We start from the raw sequence: 25,334 nt of genomic DNA on the forward strand, positions 1-25,334 counted from the left end.
TTTGCCTCCGCCTGCCTGCCTACGTGCCTGGAGCAATAACCACGCACGAACTGCTAACGCAAAATCTCAGCCCCGACATTCTCGCCGTCAACGAACACCATAGCTTATCCGTCCATATCGCGACACGTCACAGTCGGATGCCTGGACGGATTTGCCAAGTCTTACGCTGAGTTTTGGACTCTAAAATGGTGCAACGCCAATCAAGACTTCGACAATCAGCGCCCCGGAGTTTGCTTGATTTTGCGGCAGCGCGGCATAAATCGCTGGTGGCAACCCTTCCCAAATACCCACTGGGCGTCTCGTGACCTCTGTGGAACGGCCGCTCCGCCCGATTGCCGCCCAGCTGAGCGTGCTATATTGGCAAACAATGAGCACGAATCATAAGACGAACACAGCATCGGCTCATATGCCGATCGAACCGCAAGACGACCCACCCTTTGACCTCCCGCCGAACACAGAGTCCGGCGCAGGAACACCTGGGCAGGCCGCACCTGCGCACGCGCAAGGCTCCATATCGCAACGTGCGCTTGCAAAACGCCCGATGTCATCATCGGCTGCGCCGTACCTCGATGCGCTCAATCCGGAACAACGTGCTGCCGTTGAAGCTCTTGAGGGGCCCGTCCTTGTGCTTGCGGGGGCCGGCACCGGCAAAACACGTGTGCTCACCACCCGAATCGCCCACATCCTCGAAACCGGTCGCGCCTACCCATCCCAAATCCTCGCCGTAACATTTACGAACAAAGCAGCGCGGGAGATGAAAGAGCGCGTCGAGCGCTTTGTCGGCGGCAGCGTCGAAGGCATGCCATGGCTAGGCACCTTCCACTCGATAGGCGTGAAAATCCTGCGCCGCCACGCCGAACTCGTCGGTTTGAAGCAAGGCTTCACGATCCTGGACGTCGATGATCAGCTCCGCCTGATGAAGCAGGTGATCGAAGCTGAAGGCTTGGACAAGGATCGCTGGCCGGCCCGTCAGCTCGCCGCCTACATAGACAGCTGGAAAAACCGTGGCCTCACGCCAGAAAAGGTGCCCGCCGGCGAAGCTCACGCGTTTGCAGGCGGCAAAGGCCGCGAGCTTTACGCCGCCTACCAACGCCGCTTGAAGGAATTGAACGCCGCCGATTTTGGAGACCTCCTATTGGAAAGCCTCAGGCTTTTCATGGAGAATCCGGATATTCTGGCGCAGTATCACAACCGTTTCCGCTACATCCTCGTCGATGAATACCAGGACACCAACGTCGCCCAATATTTGTGGCTGCGTTTGTTGGCTCAGGGCTCCGAAAAGCCGAACATCTGCTGTGTCGGCGATGACGATCAGTCTATTTATGGCTGGCGCGGAGCCGAGGTCGACAACATCCTGCGGTTCGAACAGGATTTCCCCGGCGCAACCGTCATCCGGCTAGAACGGAACTACCGGTCTACCGCGCATATTCTGGCAACCGCCTCACATCTCATCACCGCCAACGAGAACCGTCTCGGCAAGACGCTCTTCACGGATGGCGCAGCCGGCAACAAAGTCACCGTGACCGGACTATGGGATGACGAAGAGGAAGCCCGCACCATTGCCAGCAACATCGAAGCCTTGAGCAAGCAAGGGCACCGGCTGAACGAGATCGCGATCCTCGTACGCGCATCTTTCCAGATGCGCGTATTGGAAGACCGCTTCATCACGACAGGTTTGCCCTACCGTGTCATCGGCGGCCCACGGTTTTATGAACGAGCCGAAATCAAGGACGCGATCGCCTACCTGGAAGTCACCGCCAATCCAGCTAACGATCTTAAGTTCGAGCGCATCATCAACGTGCCCAAACGCGGCTTGGGGGATACGTCTGTCAAACGCGTTCGCGAATTGGCACGCGCCAGCGAGATCCCGCTTTTCGCCGCGGCACAATCCATCATCGAAACCGAAGAGTTGTCGGGCAAGGCCCGTCGCTCTTTGAGCGATCTCGTCAGGCAGTTCGAGCGCTGGCGAGCAAGCGCCGCAACCATGCCCCACACAGAGCTGGCCGAACTGATCCTGGACGAGTCAGGCTACACTCAGATGTGGCAAGCGGACAAAAGCCCGCAAGCTCAATCCCGGTTGGAAAACCTCAAAGAACTCGTACGCTTCATGCACGAGTTCGATACGCTACAAGGGTTCCTTGAGCACGTGTCCCTGGTGATGGATATCGACAACGCGAGCGACGGTGATCGCGTCTCCATCATGACGCTGCATGCCGCCAAGGGCCTGGAGTTTGATACCGTCTTTCTAACTGGCTGGGAGGAAGGCGTATTCCCGAGCCAGCGTACGCTCGATGAAAGCGGACAGGCCGGACTGGAGGAAGAGCGTCGTCTAGCTTATGTCGGCATCACCCGGGCCAAGGTCAGTGCACATATCTCCTTCACTCAGAACCGGCGCAATCGTGGTCTCTATCAATCCGCGATCCCCTCACGCTTCGTCGACGAACTCCCGGAAGCTCACGTCGAGGTTGTCGAAGCTAAAACACCGTTCGGTGGTGCATATCAGAATTTTGGTGGGCGCTTCGGAGGCAACCCTTACGGCGCCAGCCGCTTCGATGAGGCCCCAGCGGCATTCCAATCGAGCTACGCGACGCCGGGCTGGCAGCGCGCGCAAAAACAGTGGCAATCAGATTCGACAACGCCCCCACGCCGTCGCGCAGCCCCACGCACGATTGAAGGCGAACTCGTCGCATCCTCAACGAGCGAGTCCTCATTTGAAATGGGAGAGCGGGTTTTCCATCAAAAGTTTGGCTATGGCCGGATCTCGGAAATCGACGGCAATAAGCTCACCATTGATTTTGAGAAATCGGGACGCAAGCGCGTCGTCGACTCTTTCGTCGAGCGCCACTGACACAGAAACAATGAAATCTCTTTGCGAGAAACGGCTCGTTAAGCCGCACGCTTGCCCGTGATCAGATCCCAAGCAATGTTGATGCACTTGGTGCGCTCTTCACGCAAATCGCGATCGGCGGCATCACGGGCGAGATCCGGATGCCAACTCATCCGCAACCCATCAACGATCTTTTTCAACGTAGCTTCAGACACGCTAGCGTTGATCCCGAGCAACTCGTAGGCTTCCGCGGCCGTCTTCGGCACCGCTCCCCGGCCGACACGCGCCCCTTTCGACATGCTGATTGCCGCACTATCGGCGATACGGCGAATGCGCTCGAGATCACGGACAATCGCACGAAGCCCGGCCGACGTGCGCGCTTCCGAAAGCTCGCCCTTATCCGCCTGTTTCAATGAAGCAAGCCGTTGCCGAATGCCCTTCAATTCACCGGAAAGCGTATCACGCAACGGCCCGGCAGATTTCAGGGAGTACACGAGGGACTCGACCTGAAGCAGGAGGGCCGCAACAGAATCGACACCGTTGAAAAAGGTCTGATTATCCGTCCGCGGAAGCTTCGCTGAAAGCTTTGATCGCCACCAACTGCGTGTTGCACTTCCACCAATTACAGTCCGCAACCGCGCAAAACTGAACGGAGTGCGCCACCGGTGGCGTCCCAGAAACCCAAACATTGCCGCCAGCAACGTCAGCGCCAAAGCACCTAACGTATAGGCATAAACCAGCCCGCCCGCCGCCGGGGAAACAGCCGCACCGACATCATGCTCGTAAACCACCGTCTGCCAAGCTTCTTCCGAAATCAGAGCCGTATCTGCCACCAAAATCGCGGAGCTGGCCGCCGAACGCGCGGCCATATCAGCTGCTGCAGCTATAGCAGCATCCGCCGCGTCCGCGGCGATGGCGTCAGGAGGTACGGAAACAGGGTTCGGAACCGTGGGGTGATCCACCAGATTTTGCGCAATATCTGAGAGATCATCGTGCGAATTGAGACGTGCGCCCACCTCTTCGATGGGGGCATACCCCCTGGGAATAATGAAACGCGCTGTCCGCTGCGCATTTCCCTTGTTGGTACGTATCAACAAGTTGAGCTGATCTGCCTCCAACCAGGAAGCGCCAATCGTTTCACTTCGTATCTTCGCGGCAATTTCAACCCACGAAACACTTTTTCCACCGCAAGAGATCGCGAAGCGATAGATCGTCATCGTTTTGCAATTAGGAGAGCCAGCCTCCCGGCATGCCGTATAAGTCCGCTGCTCTTTGTTGCCGAGAATTTCGTACAGCTGCGGTGCGGCTGCCTTAAGGACAACTTCGTTTGCCCGCGTCGTGCAGGAATAGGGCATCTCTAGGCGATCAGCCGCCGACGCGGGGAGGGCGCTCCACGCCGTCACCGACAAAATGCCACAGATTGTCAGAGAGCGACGCACCCAGACCCCCCTATCACTGGAACGCTTCCGCACCGCCGTTTCTGTGTTCCAACCTAGGCACGACTAAGGCAGTTTCACGCAAAATTGCATGAAGCTGTGAATCACTGTTCTGCCAAATACTACATGATCCGACGCCACAGGAATGCCGTCGAAGCAACGCTATGACACCATGAATCGTCTTTACACGCCAAATAAGTTCGACGGGAAAATCACGGAGTCTTGCATAACTACCGCGTTTATCCGATCAAACCGTCACAGAGATCGCTTGTTTTAGGATGTATAGTCGCTCGCATAAACTCGACAGCAGCGGAGTTGCATCCTAAACACTACCCTCGTGGGAGAGGGAAACAGCGATAACAGTTGACGGTCCGGCCGAAGGAATCCCGTTCCGAACGTCATATTATTGCGTCTGAGACTTATCGGGAGGTTGTGTGTCATGTCCCCGGTCAACGCTGCGGCTCAGGAAGAACCGCAAATCGTCGTGCGTGAGGATTCGCCCTCGGGATCACCATTGACCCCGCCTACCAGCACCTACATGGCAACTGCGCTACCCCAAAACGGCGTAGACATCCTCAAACCCGATGACGAACGCCCGCGCGAACGTTTTATTCCGATCACGCGTTTCGCCCTCATCGACCGGCTGACATCACCACAGGCCTGGGGCGCGGAAGAAGCACGAGTGGCCCGTCGTTTCTTTCATTATCTCGACTACTGGCGTCATCAGCTTTACGGCGCGCGTCTGCTTGAGCTGGAGCAGACTTACGAACCGTTCAGCCCAGATACCGATCTGTTGCTGACACGCAAATACAGCCGCGATGAACTGCGACAGATGCAAAAACGCTTCGTCTCGGAAATGGAGTCGATTCTCGAACAAGCAAATTACGAGCGCCTTGACCCGTCCGTGATCACAGAAATCCTGAGCGAGGCGACCCACTACGGCCTCGACTTGCGGGTAGACTTTTCGTTGTTCGAAGAATGCTTGATCTATTATCGCGGCGCTTCAACACGCAAAGATCAACGCCGCAACCTGCGCAAATTCCTCCGCAAGGAAGAATTTCACGTGCCGATTTTTCAGCGACTGTTCCTGCTCTTCAAATTAAAGCCGCTCGACCGACACATCCGCGAGATTATGGAAAAGGAAAAGATCTCGCGGAAGGAAGCAGAACGCATGGCAAAACGTCTGCGCGCGAATCTGCCCTCCGCCGTCAATGAAGACGACATCTACATGAAGCTCTTCAAAAACATCCCGCGGTCGGATGTCGAAATGGTGTTTCCGAACACCACCGTAAAATTCCGTTTGATGGATAAAATTACTTTAGGTGGCACCGGCGCGTTTGGCGTCGGCATGAGCACGTTCGCCGCCGCCGGTAAAGTTGGGCTCCTACTCACCAACCCGATCGTTGCAGGCGGCGCGATCTTGGGGTTAGGTGCGGCCCTGTTCCGCCAGGTCAGCAACTTCTTCAATACAAAGCAGCGCTACATGGTCATCATGGCGCAGAACCTTTACTTCCACTCCATGGCCGACAACCGCGGCGTTATGATCAAGCTCGTCGACCGCGCCGCGGAGGAAGACGTAAAGGAAGAAATTTTATTGTATTGCGTCCTGGCCAAAGAACAGGCACATCGCAACGATCTGAAAGCTATCGATCTTGCGATAGAGCAATACCTCAATTCGAGCTTCGGCGTTGATGTCGATTTCGATCTGGAAGACGCCTTATCGCGACTGATAGCAGACGGCCTCGTTACCGAGGACGCCAACGGTTACCTGCATACGCTGCAGCCGCGCGAAGCGGCCCAACACCTTGATGCCAAGTGGGACATGTTCTTGGATCTGCTCCCCGATATTGAGCATAACGAGGGTCGGGAAATCCGGACGGCGGACCCGGTCCCGGAACCAACTGCAACAGCCACGCCGGCGGAACAACACGCATAATGTACGCAAACGCGCCTACCGATACCGACACCTCTAACGACCTGACCCAACACCGCGCGACGACCCTTTCCGCGATCATCTCAGACCGGGATCTGGCTTATCGACTGGCCGGCGTACTGGAAAATCTGATCGAACCTCAACCCACCGCTCTGAGCCTCTTCGAAGAAGCCGGAAAGGGCTGGCGCATCGAGGCCTACTACGATAGCCAGAGCGACGCGGAAGCTGCGGCTGCCGGCGTCGAACCCGCTCTGGGAGTCCCTGCACCACAATTTACCCTCGCACCTGTGCCTGAAGCCAACTGGGTGGCGTTGTCTCAAGCAGCACTTCCCCCAGTCACAGCAGGTCGCTTCACGGTTCACGGCAGTCACGACGCCCATCGCGTCGGACGGGGCCCTGGCGCCATCTTGATTGACGCGGGCGAAGCTTTCGGCACCGCGCATCATGCCACGACCTACGGCTGCCTTCTTGCGATCGACCGTCTGACCCGGCGGCGGCGATACGCCAACGTCCTGGATTTGGGATGTGGTTCCGGCGTGCTGTCCATTGCGGTGGCTCGTGCACTTCCCGCAACAAAGATCCTGGCGAGCGATCTCGATGCGCAGTCCGTCCACGTCGCCGCGGCCAACATCGCTGCAAATAGGGCTCACGATCGCATCTCAACAATCGTCGCCTCCGGACTGGAGCACCCGCGACTACGGGCCCCCCAAAACTTTGACCTGTTGATCGCGAATATTCTCGCAGCCCCGCTCATCATGCTGTCCGGATCAATTGCGCGCGCGACAAAACCTGGCGGCCATCTCATCCTCTCCGGCCTCCTCACGCATCAGGCTCCTGAAATCATCGCAGCCTACCGGGCGCGCGGTTTCTATCTTGAGCAACACAGCCGCATCGCCGGGTGGTCAACCCTCGTCATGCGTCGCCTCAACGACAGACCGATATCACCGCATCACTAAACCGGCGGGGTCGTAACGGCTCTTCGCCATGCGCGGATATTGCGATAGATGCGCATCTCGCTCTACCATCACGCTCCCCAAGCCAACGGCACTTGCGCCGTGAACTGAAGTGCCATCCATGTTCCAGACTTTTGAAACACGTAGCGATCCAACTTTAGCCGCGGCTCGCGTATCGCGGCTGCGTGAAGAGATGCAACGCCGTAAGCTGGACGCTTATCTCATTCCGCGCGCCGATGAACACCAAGGCGAATATGTCCCCCCGTGCGCCGAACGGCTGCACTGGCTGACGGGCTTTTCGGGAAGCGCCGGATCCGCTGTGGTGACGCACGACACCGCCGCGGTTTTCGTAGATGGGCGCTATACGGTTCAGGCGCGGCAAGAGGTCGACACGAAAATCTTTGAGATCGTGCCTATGGCCAAAACACGGGCGGAAGATTGGATTCCGCAGAATTTATCGTTCGGCGCGCGCATTGGCTTCGATCCCAAACTGTTCACGATCGCGCAGATAGAACGTCTGCAAAGCCGGCTGAAACCACACGGCATCAAGGTGACACCCGTCGCGACCAACCTTATCGACAAGCTCTGGGGGAAGGATCGCCCCGCCCCGCCAGCCGGCCCCATCATTCCGCACCCTTTGGAATTCGCCGGAACGTCATCCGCAGACAAGGTCGAAGAAGTGCAGAAGCGCCTAGCTGATGATGAACAGGACGTCGTTGTTCTGACGAGTCCGGATTCCATCGCTTGGCTGCTCAACGCCCGCGGCAGCGATGTCGCGCACAACCCAGTCTTCCTGTCTTTCGCGATCGTGCCGCGTCGCGGCAAGGTCGAGCTGTTTGTCGACCCGAAGAAGGTAGACAAATCACTCCGCGAACACTTGCGTCCGGTAGCCAAGATATTGGCGCCCGACAAACTCGCCGAACGTCTCTCTGACCTTAAATCGCAAAAGAAACGGGTCCGGCTGGATCCCAATGCGGCAAGCTGGTTCTTTGCCCAAAAGCTTGGCGGTGCGCGACGGATAGCCCGCGGGTCCGATCCGTGCACTGCTTTGAAAGCCATCAAGAACGCTACGGAAATAGCAGGGATGCGGATGGCGCATGAACGCGACGGCGTTGCTGTCTCACAGTTCCTATGCTGGCTTGACCGAGAGGCGGCGAAGGGCTCCCTCGACGAAATCACGGCGGCTCAGACCCTGGAAGACTTCCGGCGTCAAACAAACCTGCTGCGCGAGATCAGCTTTGACACCATCTCCGGCAGCGGCCCCAATGGGGCTATCGTCCACTACCGCGTCAGCACGCAGAGCAACCGCCAGCTGAAACAGGGAGAACTGTTCCTCGTCGATTCCGGTGCACAATATCAAGACGGTACGACAGACATCACCCGCACGATCGCAATCGGAAAGCCAACCCGTGAGATGATCGAACGCTTCACCCGCGTCCTCAAGGGGCACATCGCCATCGCAACCGCGAGTTTCCCCAAGGGCACATGCGGCCGCGATCTTGACCCTATGGCCCGCCGCGCATTGTGGGAAGCCAGCCTCGACTACGACCACGGCACAGGCCACGGCGTGGGGAGCTTCCTCTCTGTGCACGAAGGCCCCGCTTCAATTTCTAAGGCCGGCGCAGTACCCCTGCAGCCCGGAATGATCCTCTCCAACGAGCCCGGTTATTATAAAGAAGGCGCCTACGGCATCCGTATTGAGAATTTGGTTCTTGTTCAGGAGCCGAAAAAAGTCAGCAGCGGCGATCGTGAGATGTTGTCGTTCGAAACACTGACATTGGCGCCCATTGATCGGCGCCTCATCGATCCCGCGCTGCTGACGGACGAAGAAAGGGCTTGGCTCAATGCCTACCATGACAGAGTACGCAAAACTCTGTCTCCGTTGGTAGATCGTGAAACCAAGGCCTGGCTGAAAGCAGCCACAGCTGTCATTTGATACAGAACGTACGTCTATGCGACCAAGTTAACGCGCAGACGCATCAGCCATTCCGATCAACTCGAGCACCGCTTCACGGTCGCCATCAAGCTGTGGCGCCGGCCGCCGCTTACGTGGATCGTCGAACCCCGTGACCTTGATCGGGTTGCCAGCCATGCGAACCGTTCCCGCCACGGGATCGTCCGTACGAATAATCATATTCCGGGCTGCGATATGCGCATCGTTGACGACCTGTTCGACGTTGTTGATCGGCCCGCATGGTACGCCGGCATCCCCAATAACGCGAAGCCACTCCTCAGCGGAACGCGTGACGAGCGTCTTCTCCAACTCAACTTTCAAACGCTCGTGATTTTGCGTTCTGAGATCGTTAGTTTCAAAATCCGGATCAGCCATGATGTCCGGCCGCTCCAACGCTCCGCACAGCTTTTCAAACAGCGTCCGATTACCTGCAGCAACGATGATGTGGCTGTCCTTTGTCGCGAACGCCTCAAAGGGCGTTATGGAAGGATGGCGGGCACCCAGCGGCTGAGGAACAACCCCATCTGCGAGGTAGCGCCCAATGGCATTCTCTAGGATAGCGACTTGGCAATCGAGCATACCGACGTCGACCATCGCGCCCTTGCCCGTCCTCTCGCGATCGTACAACGCCGACATGATACCGGCGAAACCAAACAAACCGGCCGTGATATCACCGATGGAAGTCCCCACGCGCGTTGGGCCTGCCTCCGGATAGCCCGTAACGCTCATGATGCCGCCCATACCTTGGACAACCATGTCATAAGCCGCGCGCGCGCGATAAGGGCCCGTATGTCCGAACCCGGAAATAGCAGCATAAATAAGCTTGGGGTTGATATCCTTCAGACGGTCCCATCCGTAACCGAGTTTCTCCATGGTTCCTGGACGGTAGTTCTCAACAAGCACGTCTGCCTTGGCGACAAGCTTCTCGAAAATCGCACGGTCATGATCATCTTTGAGATTAAGGGCAATGCTCTCCTTGCCGCGATTAAGCGACATGAAATAGGCCGACTTGCCGTTGATGAAAGGTCCAAATTCACGGGCGTCATCTGCGGTAGCAGGAGCTTCGACCTTGATAACCCGTGCACCCATGTCCGCCAGCACCATCGTCGCATAAGGGCCTGCGAGGACCCGCGTAAGATCAATTACCAACAGGCGGTCTAGTGGGCCGGTTCTGGTCATTCTTATTGTCTCCAATTCAAATGACGCACAGTTCACATATGAAGCGAACTGTGCGTCTCAGGTCGTGTGTCGTGTTTAAAGTTCCGGCCCCATGAGAAGGTCAGGCAGCCATGTCGCGATCTCAGGAAAGATGCAGAGAATGACGATTGCCAACACCATGCACACCACATAGGGCAGAGATCCACGCAGGATCGACGACAACGGTACGTCTGGTGCTATCCCATTGATGACGTAAAGGTTCAATCCTACGGGCGGCGTAATCAGACCGATTTCCATATTGATGGTGAGGATCACCGCGAACCAGTAGGGGTCGAAACCAGCCGACGTGATGATCGGCAAAAGGATGGGCGCCGTCATAAGAATGATGGCGACCGGCGGCAGAAACATACCCGCAACGAGCAGGAACACGTTGACAGCCGCCAACAGCACCCACCGATTGACTTCGAGATCGCTGATCCATTGCGCAATCGTTTGCGTAACAAACGTTGACGACAAGGTGTAAGCAAACAGCTCCGCCGTCCCGATGATCATCATGATCATGACGGACTCGCGGACCGAACTCCGAAACATTGCGACGATAGGGCCTGCGCGCCACATTCGGTAGATGATCACCGCCAGCAGCAGACAGAACATAGCCCCCGCACCAGCAGCCTCCGAAGGCGTAGCGACACCGCCATACAAAACGAACAGCACACCTGCGATAATTGCCAGGAACGGCAACACGCGCGGCAAAGCCTCAAACTTTTGCTTCAACGTGAAGTTCTGCGTCAGATCGCGTAGGCCAAGTCCCTTCATGCGGCACGCAATCAGCGTCCAGATCATGAACAGGGCGGTTAGCATAAAGCCTGGAAGCAACCCGGCCAGGAACAATCGGCCGATAGATGTCTCGGTGGCGATACCGTAGACAATCATCGTCACGGACGGCGGAATAAGAATTCCAAGCGTACCGCCCGCCGCGATCGAACCGGTCGCAATGTCATCCGGATAGCCGCGTTTGCGCATCTCCGGGATGCCCATTTTGCCGATAGCAGCGCACGTCGCGGGCGACGAACCGGAGAGAGCGGCAAAGATTGAGCACGCGCCGATATTGGATAGCACCAAGCCGCCCGGAACACGATTGAGCCAACGGTCCAGCGCTTCGTAAAGATCCTTACCTGCCGGGCTCGACGCAACAGCCGCACCCATCAGGATGAACATCGGAATCGAGACGAGGCTGAACGAATTGAGGCCGCCAAAGAAGGTCTCGCCCAATATTCCGAGAGCCTGCGGACCTTCAACAATTAAGAGCGTGCCAATGGAGGCTGCTCCAAGCGCAAACGCGATCGGCATACCCGTCGAAATGAGAAACAGGAGCGCGAGAAGTATCAGGACGCCAATTTGAATCGGTTCCATCAAGAGGCCTCCCGCGTCGACGTTTCCAATTCCGAGCTTGTCAGCGATCGGCCATGGAACAGCTTAATCAGCTCAGAGATATACTGGAGGCACAAAAGACCAATGCCGAGAGGCAGCGGAGCCAGCGGAATCCACAACGGTAGAGCCCACACCGTATCTGTGCGCCAACCATGCGCCCAAGCTTCGTGAAAATAGGTCCACCCAGAATAGGCGAGCAAGGCGCAGAATATGAGACTGATAATCCCGCCAGTCAGCTCAAGCACAAATCTTGCCCGTCCACCCAGCATAGACGGTAGTAGATCGACACCAACATGGCCGCGCTCCAGCAACACATAGGGCGCTCCCAGGAACGTCGAGGCCATCAGCGAATAGATGACGAACTCTGTCTGCCAAACGGTGGACTCGTTGAACAGATATCGCAAGGTAATCAACTGGCACACGACGATCACCGCCGCTGCAAGAAGGAGCATCGACAGCGCGCCCATGAGGCGGGAAATTCCGTCGACGACGCGGGTGAACAGATTCAACTCATCCTCCGTGGGGCCGATCGCGGATAATCCCATCGGGACGACAGGAAATCTTTCAAGATGTTCGAGCCCGCCAAGCGACAATGACGTCTAGATTTAAGTTAGCCGGTGGGCCATCTGCCTGTGCCCACCGGCTAATATTTTGCATTGCAGAGTTTTTGTTCGGCAACGCCGTGCCTACTCGACGGCCAACGCCTTGTCGATCAGCTCTTTGCCACCTTCGACCTTCTCGGCAAATACCTTGTACGAGCTTTCCTTAGCCTTCTCGAGCCAAGCATCGTAGTCGCTCTTCGACATTTCGACGACCTCGACATTCGCTTTCTTGAAGGCCTCGATCATCTTGTCGTCGAGCTTCTTCGCCTCTCCAACGAAGTACTCTTCAGCCTTCTTGCCGGCGTCCATAACGGCCTTCTTCTGCGCATCATTGAGCTTGTCGAAGCTGCGCTTCGACATCAGGATCGGCTCATACATGAACCAAAGAGCATTCGCGCCCGGCGCCGTTAGGCACTTCACCTGCTCATAAAGGCGATAGGAAACGAACGAGCCCGATGACGTGTTCGTCGCATCCAAAACACCCGTTTGCATACCAGTGTAAATTTCAGACGAAGGCATGGACGAGATCGAAGCACCTGCAGCAACGAGCATCTGTTCAAACGCCGGACCTGCCGCGCGTGTTACCTGCCCCTTGATGCTGTCGGGATCCGTAATGCAATTTTTCTTTGAAGCAAAGGCGCCGGCCAGCCACGCATCCGAAATCACCACGACGCCAGCATCGTTGATGATCTTCTTGATGTCCTTCATGAAGTCGGAACTGTTCATGCGCTGCGCGCGCTCGTGGTTTCGGACGAGACCCGGCATAAGCGTCGCCGAGAACTGCGGATGACGGCCCGATGCATAGTCCAGCGGGAATGCGGACATATCGAGCTGGCCCTTCGTCAGCGCGCCCCACTGCTCTTTAGGCTTGTGCAGCGAAGCCCCCGGATAAATCTGAATCTTGAGCCCTACGTTCGCCTTTTCGACTTCACGCGCGATGATCTGAACCATCTCATCGCGGGGATCGCCCTTACCGCCCGGCCACTGATGGGAAGCTTTAAGAACGGTATCCGCCTGGGCAACAGTAGCGGCGGCTAGCAGAGTCGTGCCGGCAAGGCCAAGTACGGCCAGTGTGGATCTCATTGGTTCCTCCCTTGAGATACGCTTTTATTTATCGAAACCTTGAATGCGGTATAGTGCAGCGCATGGGTGGTATTCGTAGCGTCCGGGTGTATACATAGCAAGATAAAAGCCGATACATTGCAACAAAATTTCCAGACAAAGAAATATGGCAAAATAAAATACATTGAAAAATCAATATATTATGAGATGGGCGTGTCGGCACTCTGATATAAGACTTATGTATACAGACACGAAAGGCGCGCCATGCTTCACAAGAACGCCGATGATATAAGACAGACCCTGGAAGACGAGATCGCGAGCGGTGAGCACGCTCCGGGCACCCGCCTCGAAGAACTTGTTTTAGCCAAACGTTTTGGAGTCTCCCGAACACCCGTACGCGAAGCGTTGCGCATTCTGTCCGCTTCAGGGTTGATCGAACTGAAACCACGCAAAGGTGCAACCGTTGCACCACTCAGCTTGGAACGTCTTGTGGAGATGTTCGAGGTGATGGCGGAGATGGAAGGAGTATGCGGAACAATTGCCGCCCGCCGCATGACGACGTCCGAACTCACTTTCTTGCGTCATCAGCACTTCATCTGCGCGGAAGCCGCGCAGTCCGGTGATGCTGACCATTACTACGCGGAAAATGCTCGCTTCCATGCACTCATTTATGCCGGTTGCCACAACGAATTTTTGATCGAGGAAGTCCAACGACTGCGACGGCGGTTGCAACCCTATCGACGGCTGCAATTGCGCCTGAAGGGACGCATTGCCGATTCATTCGCCGAGCATCAAGCAATCGTCGAAGCTCTCGACGCGGGAGAAGAAGAAGCCGCCGGACGACTACTCAAGGCGCATATATCCATCCAAAGCCATCGTTTCGCAGACTGGGTTTCTGGACTGAACGCCACCCGCCTGGTGCCGGAAACGACGTAAGCCGCGCCACCTTTTCAGGTCGCGCGACCTCGCGAATATGCCTTATCATCCCATTCGCCCATGGGCTTACTTGGCGCCATTAACTAGTTTATCGATTACTTAGCGCGCGAGCTTATTTCCAACTGTCGCGCCGGCCATCACGCCAACGGCGGTTGTCACCGTTCCAATAACGCCGATTATTCCAGTTTCTTCGCGCCGTGTATCCGTACACACGAGGTCTGTAGGCACGTTCCGTGTAACCATAGACCCGAGGCTCAACGACTCTAGCCGAGCGGTCTGCCCGGTTGCAGCCCCAAAAAGCTTTATGTACGGGGGCCGAATACCCACTTGCTTGGCTTTGAATAGCCGACTGCGCAGGACTTGCGATTGAAGGACCAACGTAACCAATCGAGAACATCAGACCGGCCACGGCACTAGCAACAATTGCACGCATCCTCGAACTCCTCACATGAGTTGGCGATGCGCCCATAACGAACTCACGGCCATAAGGATCCATACTTTCAAGAAAAAAGTGCTCTCGCCGCGCCCCGATCATCCGCGCGCTGGTTTTTTCTCCAGAGGAATAGGAGAACGCGCCACTGCTCTATCCTGAAACCAAACGTCCTCTAGAGCACCGAAAAAGCTGCGCGCCCCGATCCTGAGATTTCGCACAGCATAACCACCTTCTTGCACGACCAATGTCGGCAAGTAGAGCTGGCCGATGCGCTCGGCAATACTTTTCAGACCCGCAGTAGAAACCTCGAACGAACCCGTCGGATCTCCCTTCATGATGTCGAGACCGAGCGACACGACAAGATACGAGGGGCGGAACCGCAAAACCGCACGAAGAGCTTCGTCAAGAACGCGTAAATACCGCGCATCATCGACGGGCGGCTCTAAGGGCCAATTGCGATTGAAACCTTCCCCTGCCCCCTCTCCGCGCTCATCGCCGTATCCTGAAAAGTTCGGATACGCGTGTCGCGGATGACCGTGAATCGAAAGTGTCAGCACATCTGCACGATTGTAAAAGATGTCCTGCGCCCCATTGCCGTGGTGATAGTCGATATCCAGAAGAGCGACGCGTTTCCCACCGGCAGCAAGATAATTGGCAGCGATTGCCGAATTATTCAGAAAACAAAAACCTCCAAAGATACGCCGCTCGGCATGGTGGCCCGGCGGCCGGCAAATCGCATAAGCAAAGCGCTCACCATCAGCGACCAACTCAGCCGCAGTCAACGCCACGTCGACGGCACGTCGTGCTGCTGGCCACGCGTTATGGGTCAATGGCGTAAACGTATCTGCACAGAAATACCCCGCCCGATCTTCAAGGGCCTTCGGAGCCCTTTCCGGTCTGCGAATAGGAAATACCTCGGGATAAACGATCGCCTTCTCATCGAGCCGCGCACAAACGGCCCGCAAGTAAGAAACGAGTTTCGGATCGTGCACAGCAAGGATATGCCGGTCCGGAAAATGTTTAACCGGTATCCGCTCGGTGGCCACGCCTTCCAGCCCACGCAAGATCTGGCGGACCCGCACAGGCCTCTCGACGTACCCCTTTTCTTTTAGATGATGGATTACGTGACCATCTGAAACGACGATCTTGATTGGTCGAATACGCCCCACCGTCGCGATGCGCTTGGGCGGGGAAACACGCTTAGGAATACGCAACCGAACCGGATCGTCGCGGAACGAATTCGCGACACGCTCGACGAAAGCATCGCCAGGCTCGTAGCCATATTGCGTCTGTAAAATCCGCCGGACGGCGCGTCGCGCCTGTGCACGCGAAAGTTTCGGCACACGTCCCAGCGGGTCAAGAACGAGCGTTGTCAGATAATAGGCATTGCGCGGGTTAGGTGTAACGTCCCATTCCGTTCCCTCGATAATCCGCGCGCCATAACGCTCGTAAAACTTCCAACGCTTACGATTGATTGGTAATCGAGAAACATCTTCCAGCTTGTCGGCATCCACCGGAGGAATATCAAGAAGAAGCCCGCGCGCGCCTTTCGCAATGAGCAGCTCCCGAATTGCTTCGTAAAGCGCTCCTCCGATACCACGCTGCGGTCGTTCAGGATCGCTTGCGATGTACTGGAGATAACCAAACCGGATCTCGCGAAAATAAAAAACGAAGCATAGCCCCGTGAGCGAGTTCTTGCGGTCAAGAGAAACCAGCAGGATCGGCTCAAAATCGAGTTGCGCGCGATTCTCGAGAAATCGAACGATCCGATCAATTCCCTCGGGCTCGTAGGGAAAGGCATGACGAAAAAGAAGCCGCGCCGAACGAAGAATCTCTACATCGGCGGGACTGGTCGTCTCGACCACATGACGAAAGCGGATCATTTCAGGATGTGCGACCGCAATGAATGAAAAACAAGTATTGCACGACGCGCCAGTCCATCCAAACGGCCGCTGAATTTAAGGGAGCAGGATAAACGGGCAACCACACTAGCCGCCCGTCAAACCAAGCCAATCATCTTCCGAAAGCACGGTAACGCCAAGCTCTCGTGCTTTGTTCAACTTAGAGCCCGCATCCGCACCGGCAACGACATAGTCGGTCTTCTTAGACACCGATCCCGCCACTTTAGCTCCGAGACGTTCCGCCTGTGCTTTCGCCTCGCTGCGAGTCATTTTCTCGAGGCTTCCTGTAAAGACGACAGTCTTGCCTGCAACGGCGGTATCGCTCGCGACGGTCTCGACCGGTACGGTCCGCACTTCTTTGTGGAGCTCCCGTAAAACCTCAATGTTGTGGGGTTCCGCAAAGAACTCGGCAATCGCTTCGGCAACGACCTTGCCGATGCCATTGATATTGACGAGATCGGCAAACGCCTCGCTGGCCTCGTCCTGCCCGGCGGCACGCATCTGCGCTTCAAAATTTTCTAGGGTGCCGTAGCTGCGCGCGAGAACCTTGGCTGTCGTTTCCCCCACGTGCCGGATACCTAGCGCATAAATGAAACGATCCAATCCAATTTCACGGCGCGCTTCGATGGAGGCGAACAACTTTTGCGCCGATTGCGGCCCCCAGCCTTCCCGTTCTTCGATCTTCAAATCAGCTTGCGTATCTTTGTGCTGCAGCCGGAAAATATCGGCAGGAGACTGAATTAAACCGTCACGATGAAAAGCCGCGATCGTCTTTTCCCCGAGCCCTTCGATATCGAAGGCGTTGCGGGAAACGAAGTGCTTCAACCTCTCGACTTGCTGCGCCTCGCAGATGAGCCCTCCTGTGCACCGCCGGACAACGTCTCGGCGCCCGGATTTCTCATCCGTTTCCCGCACAGCATGGCTGCCGCACACGGGGCAGACTTTCGGGAATTGATAGGCTTCAGCACCTTCCGGCCGCTTCTCTAAAACGACCGATACGATCTGCGGGATCACGTCACCGGCCCGCTGCACGACTACGGTATCGCCAATACGGATATCCTTACGCGCGATTTCATCCTCGTTATGCAGCGTGGCGTTTGAAACAACCACCCCACCAACCGTAACCGGCTCAAGTTTGGCAACAGGCGTGAGTGCGCCTGTGCGACCCACCTGAATATCAATGTCCCGCAGGATCGTCATCGCCTGCTCGGCGGGGAATTTGTGAGCCGTTGCCCATCGCGGTGACCGCGAAATGAACCCCAGGCGCAATTGATAATCGAGCCGATTGACCTTGTAGACGACACCGTCGATATCGTAATCGAGTCGCGCACGATCCATGGCCAGTTGCTGATAGTAAGCTAGGAGTTCTTCCGCACCGGCACACAGCGTCATGCGCGGATTTATCGGCAATCCCCAGCGTCCCATAGCCTCAACGACGCCGGATTGCGTCTCCGTAGGTAGACTGCTCGCCTCGCCCCATCCATAAGCGAAAAACCGCAACGGTCGCTTCGCGGTAAGCTTCGGATCCAGTTGCCGTAGGGACCCTGCCGCCGCATTGCGCGGATTCGCAAAAATCTTAGCCCCGGAAGCCGCCTGCTGTACGTTGAGATTTTGAAAGTCGGCGTGATCCATAAATATCTCGCCGCGGATATCGATGGTCTCCGGGACATCCTTGCCCTTCAGCACATGCGGAATACTTTTGATGGTCAACACGTTGGCTGTTACGTTTTCACCTTGGGTCCCGTCACCACGTGTTGCCGCTTCGACAAACCGGCCCCGATCATAACGCAACGATATCGACAAACCATCGATCTTAGGCTCTGCCACAAGTTCGAGCGGCGCGTCCTCTACCAAGCCCAAAAAACGGCGAACCCGGCCAACAAATTCAACAACATCCTCATCCTCGAACGCATTATCGAGCGAGAGCATCGCCACACGATGGCGAATCTTTCCAAAACCCTCAGACGGCGCCATACCGACTCTCTCTGAGGGAGAGTCGGCGCGCCGGAGTTCAGGAAATCGCGCTTCGATAGCTTCGTTCCGGCGACGCAAGGCATCATAGGCCGCGTCCGATATTTCTGGATTATCCTGCGCATAATAAAGCGCATCGTGGTGGGCGATCTCTCGCGCAAGCCGCTCCAACTCGCTAGCCGCTTGCCCCGGCGTCAGCGCCTCAACATCGATTTTGCGCAAGTCCTCGTCAGCCATGCTTACCGCCCGATGTGTTCGATTCAGTGCCGGTCCGCACACGGCACCACCATCTGACGTCAGTAGCGAAAACCGAACGGCCGCAATAGCTTATCGAACACCCAGACGGGGCCGATCAACAGAAATTGCGCATCCTTGAAAAAAGAAGGCCGTCGGCCCTCAATTTTATGGCCGACATACTGGACCACCCAAAGGATGACGAACAGTCCCAGTGCGATCAGCCAAACCGGAACGGGAACATAGGCGTGCAATAACTCTATGACGCCCAGGCAAAGCAACGTAAACACAACCATCACAAGCCCTGCCGACACTGAACGCCTAAAATAATAGATAGCCGCCGGTATCGCGGCAAACAGAAGCCATCCGCCTGGAAGCCGTTTCAACGCATCCGGAACGGGTAATTCCGTCACGAGCGCTACGACACAAAAGAAGATGAGCGGTACTGCAAGATAGTGAAGACGACGATTTGTCGGGTCACGATGATCGCGTTCGTATTCGGCAAGCAGCCGATCGATACGACGCTCTGTCTGCGGTGAGGACACGGGACAAGCACCTCTCAAAAGCGAGCCTCTCTACGCACGTCGCTCTGAATCTGGCTCCCGCAAATGACCGGGAAAACCCAGAACGCATCGCGCCATGATAGACTCATTACCATTGCCGCCCAGAGCCAAACTCTGGCGCGACATCGGCAGGTTCGCTTTTAGTAGATTTGGTCTTCCGACACGGCAGTCAATGGGCGCGTCAACCGCCCAACGACAGCTTAGGAAGGCTCTTCCACGCTTGTGATAGCCAGGAGCCGCTATCCTCACGCGGCGCAAGACCATCCGAAGCGAGCAACGCATAAGCGTCCTTGTACCACTTCGAATTCGGGAAGTTGTGGCCAAGAACAGCAGCCGCTGTCTGCGCTTCCTGCTTAATACCCAACGCCATATAGGCTTCCGTCAAACGCATCAAAGCTTCTTCAACGTGTGCGGTCGTCTGGTAATCCGTCACAACGGTTTTAAAGCGATTGATGGCCGCGATGTAGTTATTACGCTTGAGATAATAGCGTCCGACCTCCATCTCCGCGCCAGCCAAAGTATCTTGGGCGACGCGAATGCGGTTCTCCGCATCCTTGGCATAGGGACTGTCGGGATAGCGTGTTCGCAATGTCTGAAGTTCGGCCAGCGCCTTCCGAGTAGCGGACTGATCCCGGTTTGGCCCCTTCATCTCGTCGAAGTAGGACGACGCGATAATGTGGTGGGCCAACGCCGCTTCTTTCGTACCGGGATGCATGGTCGTGTAGCGCTGTGCCGAAGCAACCGCCTCAGGCGCCTTACCGGCCTTGTAATAAGCATAGGCGGCCATCACAATCGCCCGCCGGGCTTCCGGGGCATAAGGGTGATCGCGATCCAGATCTTCGAACTTCTTAGCCGCGCGTTCGTACTTGCCGCGCGACAATAGCGAGTCGGCCTCCGCGTACATCTTTCCCGGAGGATCAGGATTGAGCGCCTTTGAGATATCATTGGACGATGCACATCCAGCCAGCGCCAGGACGAGGCCAATTACGGCGCCCCCTGTCAGCTGCCGCAGGCGTACAACGCTGGCCCCGCGGACGTGAACTGGACTTTGCCGATTATGCAAGATCATCCCTGCCCTACCTCGCGGCCTTGAAAGTCCCGCGATCCAAGGGAAAGCCCAAAGCCTCACCCAAGACCGGAAGTTTCAAAAAACTGCGCCTCTTTTCAAATTCTTCCCAGCCAGCCCGCATGACGCCGTGACTCGACATGCCAAGCGCCTAATCGAGGTCATTTAAAGGGCATTCTGCTCCGAAGCAAAGCATTTACCCCGTACCCATCACGTTATCCAGTGGACCCGGGTCGCGCCCCAGAACAACGATTATCCTATGTCAATTGAGACGATCCCAAAGCAGCAACACTATGGCAACGCGTAAAAAATCGCGTTGAAAGTAAAATTCACGCGTCCCTTGATGCATCCTGGAAACAGCTCCGGCGACGAAAAACGAGCCTCAAAGCCAATCAAAGCGCGCACGACGTTGGCTCATCTTGAAAGCCCGCCACAGAGGACGAAACCGCCCACAAACAAAAACCGCCTCCCAGTGGGAGGCGGCTAAGTAAATCAAGAGACCTGGATTGCCACGTAGCGACACGCCGGCGCTTTGAAAGCCGGGTTTAATGCGTACCTTCGGCAAAAACTTCAGGGAAGCTGACATTGACAGGGACAACATCGCGGACGCGCGGAGCGTGAACGATGGTCCATGCATATTCGTCTGCGAGAAGCGCCTGCAAAACGGAAGCATTCAGGCGGTGACCACCACGAACTGAACGGTATTTGCAGAGCAGCGGATGGCCAGCTAACGAAAGATCACCAACCGCATCGAGCATTTTGTGACGCACGAACTCTTCAGGATATCGAAGCCCCTCAGGGTTCATCACCTTATCGTCGCCGATCGCCACCGTGTTGTTGAGGTTGGCACCCAGAGCCAAACCGTTCTTCCAGAGCCTTTCGACATCACTCATGAAACCGAACGTACGTGCCCGCGACAGCTCATTGCGGAACACACCCGGCGTCATTTCGTAAGCGAGGCGCTGACGGCCAATAAGCGGCGTGTCGAAATCAATCTCGATGTCGAGATGGAAGCCCGAGTGCGGCATAATTTCGCCGAAACAATCACCATCTTCGACTCGGATAGGCTTCAAGACTTTGATGTAGGTCCGTGGAGTCTGAAGCTCAGTTACCCCAACCTCATCGATCGCCTCGACGAACATGGCGGAACTACCGTCCATGATCGGCACTTCCTTGCTATCGATCTCGATGTAGCAGTTGTCGATGGAAAGTCCGCGAAGAGCGGCAAGAAGATGTTCGACGGTACTCACAGTATTGCCGTGATCGTCGCCGATAACCGTACATAAGGTTAGATTTTTAACTTGCTGCACGTTAGCGGGGATGTCTGCGATGACTCTACCGCGTTTCGTGACTAAGAAACGGAGGCCAGTATCAGCTTCTGCTGGATGAAGCGAAACCGATACTGGCGCTCCACTGTGCACCCCCGTGCCTGTGAGCTCGATCTCGCGCGCAATTGTAGTCTGACGCGCGCCGATGAATCGATTCGACATGTCTGTCGTCCCTCGTATCTGCCCCGGCAAAGGTCGCCACTTCCCAGCCCCGGCGACCTGCCACCCCCGGTCGAAATTCCCTGCCTAAACCCTTTGGTGTTGGTTCTTGATTGGCGCTTCCCGGCGCTGCTCAAGAAGGTTCAGGAAGAGTGAACTTGACCGTTAACAATTGAACGATACCCGCCAGCCACAGCCCGCACAAATCACGCTTTCTTACACTGTGTTACCTAATCGTTTCAGCGTGGATTGAGGGACAGAAAAGCTCTCCGCATCACCGGAGAGAGCGCCGGCGAGCGTTAAATTACCGTGACATTACAGAATGTTACGACCGCCTACGCGTATCAGAACGCGACTGTCCGGATACTGAAGGTAATTCACTTCCAGCGACCAAATCATCCCGATCGCCAGCATCCTGAAAGCTTTCTTCGCTTGCCTGTGCGTCGTCAGAAAACGAATCACCTTGCCGCCAGCCCAAATTTGTCAGCCGTCCGAACAACGAGCTCATCCGCGCCGCTGCAGGTGAGCGCGCCTCTTCATCTCCGGTCCCCCCACGTTTAGCTCGATATTCGCGCTGTCCGACGATTGGAAAATCCTCGACTTGCGGCATCCGTGGCCCGCGTCGAATCTCTCTCGGGCGCTGCGGTGTGAATTGCCCCTGCCCCGCGGAGTTCTGGTGCCCACCGTCAGGCTGCCCCTGTTTGGGAGCACCACCAGGGAAAGGTGGCAACCCCTCTTCGATGACGACATTCCCAGGAGCCGTCCAAGCTCCCCGCTCACCCCGCTGTCCGCCACTGCTCGCAGGTGCGGAAAGTGTTTGCTGCATAGCCGCAGCGAGCTCACGCTCGAAATCTTTTTGCCCCTGCTCGGGCAAGGGCGGCGGATTGAATGCACCAGATCCGAACACACCACCGGACCTATCCGGGACCGGTGGCGGCATCTGATATTGATCGGAATATTGGTCGCCGTAATCGCCTTCACCCGATTGGCCAACCCTATTGACCATGCCTGAAGCGACAATCGAAACTCTCACGCGATCACCAAGGCTTTCATCGAAGGTCGCGCCGACGATGATATTCGCGTCGGGATCAACCTCTTTGCGAACCCGTGTCGCTGCTTCGTCGACTTCATAAAGCGTGAGATTCGGCCCGCCACTGATCGAAAGCAGCAACCCCTTGGCGCCCTGAAGGCTGACATCATCGAGCAGCGGATTGTGGATAGCCTCTTCGGCCGCGGTTATCGCCCTGCTCTCGCCTTCAGCTTCGCCCGTTCCCATCATGGCAGCGCCCATGCCACTCATGACAGCACGAACATCCGCGAAATCAAGATTTATGAGGCCTTCCTTGACGATCAGATCGACGATGCAGGCAACACCGGAATAAAGAACCTGGTCCGCCAGCAAAAACGCTTCTGCGAACGTCGTTTTCTCATTCGCGATGCGGAACAAATTCTGGTTCGGAATGACGATCAGCGTATCGACGTTCTCGCGCAGCTCAGCGATACCCGTCTCGGCCATCCGCGCGCGGCGACTTCCCTCGAATTGGAAGGGTTTTGTAACGACGCCAACGGTCAAAATACCAAGTTCACGCGAGATGCGCGCAATCACGGAAGCTGCACCGGTGCCCGTACCACCACCCATACCGGCAGCGAGAAACACCATATGGGAACCGGTAATCTGCGCGCGAATCTCATCAATCGCTTCTTCCGCAGCAGCTTGGCCGATCTCGGGACGCGCGCCGGCACCCAAACCTTCCGTAAGGTTTGTGCCAAGTTGTATACGGTGTTCTGCACTGGAGGCAGCCAAAGCCTGCGCGTCGGTATTCGCCGCCACGAAATCGACGCCGGTCAACCCCGCCGCGATCATGTTATTGATCGCGTTGCAGCCCGCACCGCCGATACCAATCACGGTTAGCCTGGGTCTCAGATCCGTGAGCTTTGGCAGTTGCAGATCAATGCTCATCGCGTTCCCGCCTTGCCTGAAGCGGCCGCCCGGTCAAATGACGACCGGCCTCGTTGTTTATGTCTACAGCCCACGGCTTACCCCGCGCTAACGTCACAAGCCCGGCACTCCCGTAGAGAGCGCCTCACAAGGCCTCCATGAGCCACTGACCGACACGCCCCAGATAGCTCTTTGGCGGCGCTGATTTCGGAACATCATAGGCCATCGTCTCTGCCCCAGAGACCGTGCTGGCCATAAGCAAACCAGCCACGGTGGAAAAAGCAGGTGTCGACACGTTCTGCGGCAATCCTGAAATGGCCATAGGCCGGCCAACACGAACCGGTGCGCCAAAAATATTTGCTGCATAGGGACCAATTCCGACAAGTTCGCTGCCGCCGCCGGTGAGAACGATTCGCCCGCAGGCATACGGACGCATGCCACTACGGTCGAGCTGCGTGGCCACGCGGGCCAGCAACGCCTCGACCCTGGGCGCCACGACACGGGCGAGTTGCGCCTTCGTCGCCTGATACAGCCCCCCGTCCTCCTCGTCCGCGAGCGCGTAAGAAAACGTCTCGTGCTCGTCCGATTGTGCTCCGATCATTGAACCATAAAGCGCCTTGATTCGCTCGGCCTCTGCAAGTGGCGTCTGCAATGCGCGAGCGATATCGTAAGTAATCAGGTCGGCTCCGAGCGGAATGACGCTCGCGTGCAGAAATTGGCCATTTGCGAAACAGGCGATCTTGGTTGTGCCGCCGCCGATATCAATGCACGTCACGCCCTGTCGCTGTTCTTCTTCGGTCGTGACAGCCAAAGCGCTTGCATAGGGCGACGCGACGACACCGGAAATCGACAGATAGCAACGTTCGATCATGACCATCAGGTTGCGAAGAGGTGCCTCTTCCGCAGTCACCGTATGCAGATCGGCCGTCACACGGCGCGCCGCCATTCCGCGGGGATCGCTGGCACCCGTGTTGCCATCGAGGCGATAACCGATGGTGTTCATATGCACGAGGCGCCGTCCGTCACGTTCTGCGAACGAGCGTCCTCCAGCCATCAGGCGGCCTATGTCCCCCGCCTCAACGACACCGCTCTCGATCTCCGCATTAGCTGCAAACGTCTGAGACTTGAGCTCACCACAACCAACGCTGACGTGCACACCTTCCAGGGTGACGCCCGCCATGCGCTCAGCTTTGCCGATTGCCGCACGCGCGCAACGCTCTGCTTCGTCTAGATCCGTGATGATTCCCGCTTGAGTACCGCGCGCAGGCTGCACACCCAGGCCAACGATCCGTATATTTGCTGGCCCGGCCTCTCCGGGAGATATAGCCGCTATGAGACAAACGGTTTTGGAGCTGCCGACATCGACGACGCCGATGACACCGCGCCCTCTTACTTGTTGACGATCTGCTCTCAGCACGTTCCACCTCAATGATCTGAGCACGCTGGGA

General features: G+C 56.7%; 17 protein-coding genes. 5 read left to right on the forward strand and 12 right to left on the reverse strand.

The genetic code is table 11. The features are described from left to right. Window positions 1–367 precede the first annotated feature (367 nt). Window positions 368–2,848, forward strand: coding sequence for an ATP-dependent helicase (locus tag BLS30_RS08225; protein WP_090228552.1), 2,481 nt, complete (start codon window positions 368–370; stop codon window positions 2,846–2,848). Between the two features lie 38 nt (window positions 2,849–2,886). Here BLS30_RS08225 and BLS30_RS08230 read toward each other — a convergent pair whose 3' ends face one another. Continuing rightward, on the reverse strand, window positions 2,887–4,266 hold the full coding sequence (locus BLS30_RS08230) for a J domain-containing protein (RefSeq protein WP_139165308.1): 1,380 nt from the start codon (window positions 4,264–4,266) through the stop codon (window positions 2,887–2,889). A gap of 436 nt (window positions 4,267–4,702) precedes the next feature. On the opposite strand from BLS30_RS08230, the gene BLS30_RS08235 reads away from it, so the two are divergent. The 3 genes from BLS30_RS08235 (at window position 4,703) to BLS30_RS08245 (ending at window position 9,085) form a co-directional block, all read left to right on the forward strand. Next, window positions 4,703–6,199: a TMEM143 family protein gene (locus BLS30_RS08235; RefSeq protein WP_244512394.1), complete on the forward strand. Its 1,497-nt coding sequence runs from the start codon at window positions 4,703–4,705 to the stop codon at window positions 6,197–6,199. Then, entirely contained in the window at window positions 6,199–7,152 is a 954-nt protein-coding gene (locus tag BLS30_RS08240) for a 50S ribosomal protein L11 methyltransferase (RefSeq protein WP_090227987.1), read from the forward strand. The genes BLS30_RS08235 and BLS30_RS08240 overlap by 1 nt, the downstream gene beginning before the upstream one ends. Window positions 7,153–7,270: 118 nt before the next feature. Next, window positions 7,271–9,085 carry an aminopeptidase P family protein gene (locus BLS30_RS08245; RefSeq protein ID WP_090227989.1) on the forward strand — a complete coding sequence of 605 codons (1,815 nt, stop codon included), beginning with the start codon at window positions 7,271–7,273 and terminating at the stop codon, window positions 9,083–9,085. 27 nt (window positions 9,086–9,112) lie between these two features. Here the strand turns inward: BLS30_RS08245 and BLS30_RS08250 are convergent, their stop codons facing one another. The 4 genes from BLS30_RS08250 to BLS30_RS08265 form a co-directional block, all read right to left on the reverse strand. Continuing rightward, window positions 9,113–10,282 carry a CaiB/BaiF CoA transferase family protein gene (locus BLS30_RS08250; protein WP_046479581.1) on the reverse strand — a complete coding sequence of 390 codons (1,170 nt, stop codon included), beginning with the start codon at window positions 10,280–10,282 and terminating at the stop codon, window positions 9,113–9,115. 75 nt (window positions 10,283–10,357) lie between these two features. Next, on the reverse strand, window positions 10,358–11,674 hold the full coding sequence (locus BLS30_RS08255) for a TRAP transporter large permease (RefSeq protein ID WP_046479578.1): 1,317 nt from the start codon (window positions 11,672–11,674) through the stop codon (window positions 10,358–10,360). Continuing rightward, entirely contained in the window at window positions 11,674–12,201 is a 528-nt protein-coding gene (locus tag BLS30_RS08260) for a TRAP transporter small permease subunit (RefSeq protein WP_244466781.1), read from the reverse strand. The genes BLS30_RS08255 and BLS30_RS08260 overlap by 1 nt, the downstream gene beginning before the upstream one ends. A gap of 177 nt (window positions 12,202–12,378) precedes the next feature. Next, window positions 12,379–13,377: a TRAP transporter substrate-binding protein gene (locus BLS30_RS08265; protein WP_046479572.1), complete on the reverse strand. Its 999-nt coding sequence runs from the start codon at window positions 13,375–13,377 to the stop codon at window positions 12,379–12,381. Between the two features lie 243 nt (window positions 13,378–13,620). Between BLS30_RS08265 and BLS30_RS08270 the strand changes: the two genes are divergently transcribed. After that, on the forward strand, window positions 13,621–14,292 hold the full coding sequence (locus BLS30_RS08270) for a GntR family transcriptional regulator (RefSeq protein ID WP_046479570.1): 672 nt from the start codon (window positions 13,621–13,623) through the stop codon (window positions 14,290–14,292). Between the two features lie 531 nt (window positions 14,293–14,823). Here BLS30_RS08270 and BLS30_RS08275 read toward each other — a convergent pair. From BLS30_RS08275 to ftsA, 7 genes are all read right to left on the reverse strand, one after another. Next, complete coding sequence (locus BLS30_RS08275) at window positions 14,824–16,608, reverse strand: hypothetical protein (RefSeq protein WP_090227992.1); 1,785 nt, start codon at window positions 16,606–16,608, stop codon at window positions 14,824–14,826. A 105-nt stretch (window positions 16,609–16,713) separates the two neighbouring features. Then, window positions 16,714–18,834, reverse strand: a complete 2,121-nt coding sequence (gene ligA, locus BLS30_RS08280) for an NAD-dependent DNA ligase LigA (RefSeq protein ID WP_090227994.1) — start codon at window positions 18,832–18,834, stop codon at window positions 16,714–16,716. Between the two features lie 59 nt (window positions 18,835–18,893). Beyond that, the gene (locus tag BLS30_RS08285) at window positions 18,894–19,376 is read right to left on the reverse strand and encodes an Mpo1 family 2-hydroxy fatty acid dioxygenase (protein WP_170832438.1); all 483 of its coding nucleotides are present in this window, start codon (window positions 19,374–19,376) and stop codon (window positions 18,894–18,896) included. Window positions 19,377–19,575: 199 nt separating this feature from the next. Next, window positions 19,576–20,463 carry an outer membrane protein assembly factor BamD gene (locus tag BLS30_RS08290; RefSeq protein ID WP_046479563.1) on the reverse strand — a complete coding sequence of 296 codons (888 nt, stop codon included), beginning with the start codon at window positions 20,461–20,463 and terminating at the stop codon, window positions 19,576–19,578. Window positions 20,464–21,005: 542 nt separating this feature from the next. Next, a complete protein-coding gene (gene lpxC / locus BLS30_RS08295) occupies window positions 21,006–21,950 on the reverse strand; it encodes a UDP-3-O-acyl-N-acetylglucosamine deacetylase (protein WP_090228000.1) in 945 nt (314 codons plus the stop codon). Window positions 21,951–22,272: 322 nt separating this feature from the next. Continuing rightward, window positions 22,273–23,907, reverse strand: a complete 1,635-nt coding sequence (ftsZ, locus tag BLS30_RS08300) for a cell division protein FtsZ (RefSeq protein ID WP_090228001.1) — start codon at window positions 23,905–23,907, stop codon at window positions 22,273–22,275. Window positions 23,908–24,031: 124 nt separating this feature from the next. Next, on the reverse strand, window positions 24,032–25,303 hold the full coding sequence (ftsA, locus tag BLS30_RS08305; protein WP_160298737.1) for a cell division protein FtsA: 1,272 nt from the start codon (window positions 25,301–25,303) through the stop codon (window positions 24,032–24,034). Window positions 25,304–25,334 lie beyond the last annotated feature (31 nt).

Origin of the sequence: Filomicrobium insigne, from assembly GCF_900104305.1 — a bacterium.
GTDB classification, from domain to species: domain Bacteria; phylum Pseudomonadota; class Alphaproteobacteria; order Rhizobiales; family Hyphomicrobiaceae; genus Filomicrobium; species Filomicrobium insigne.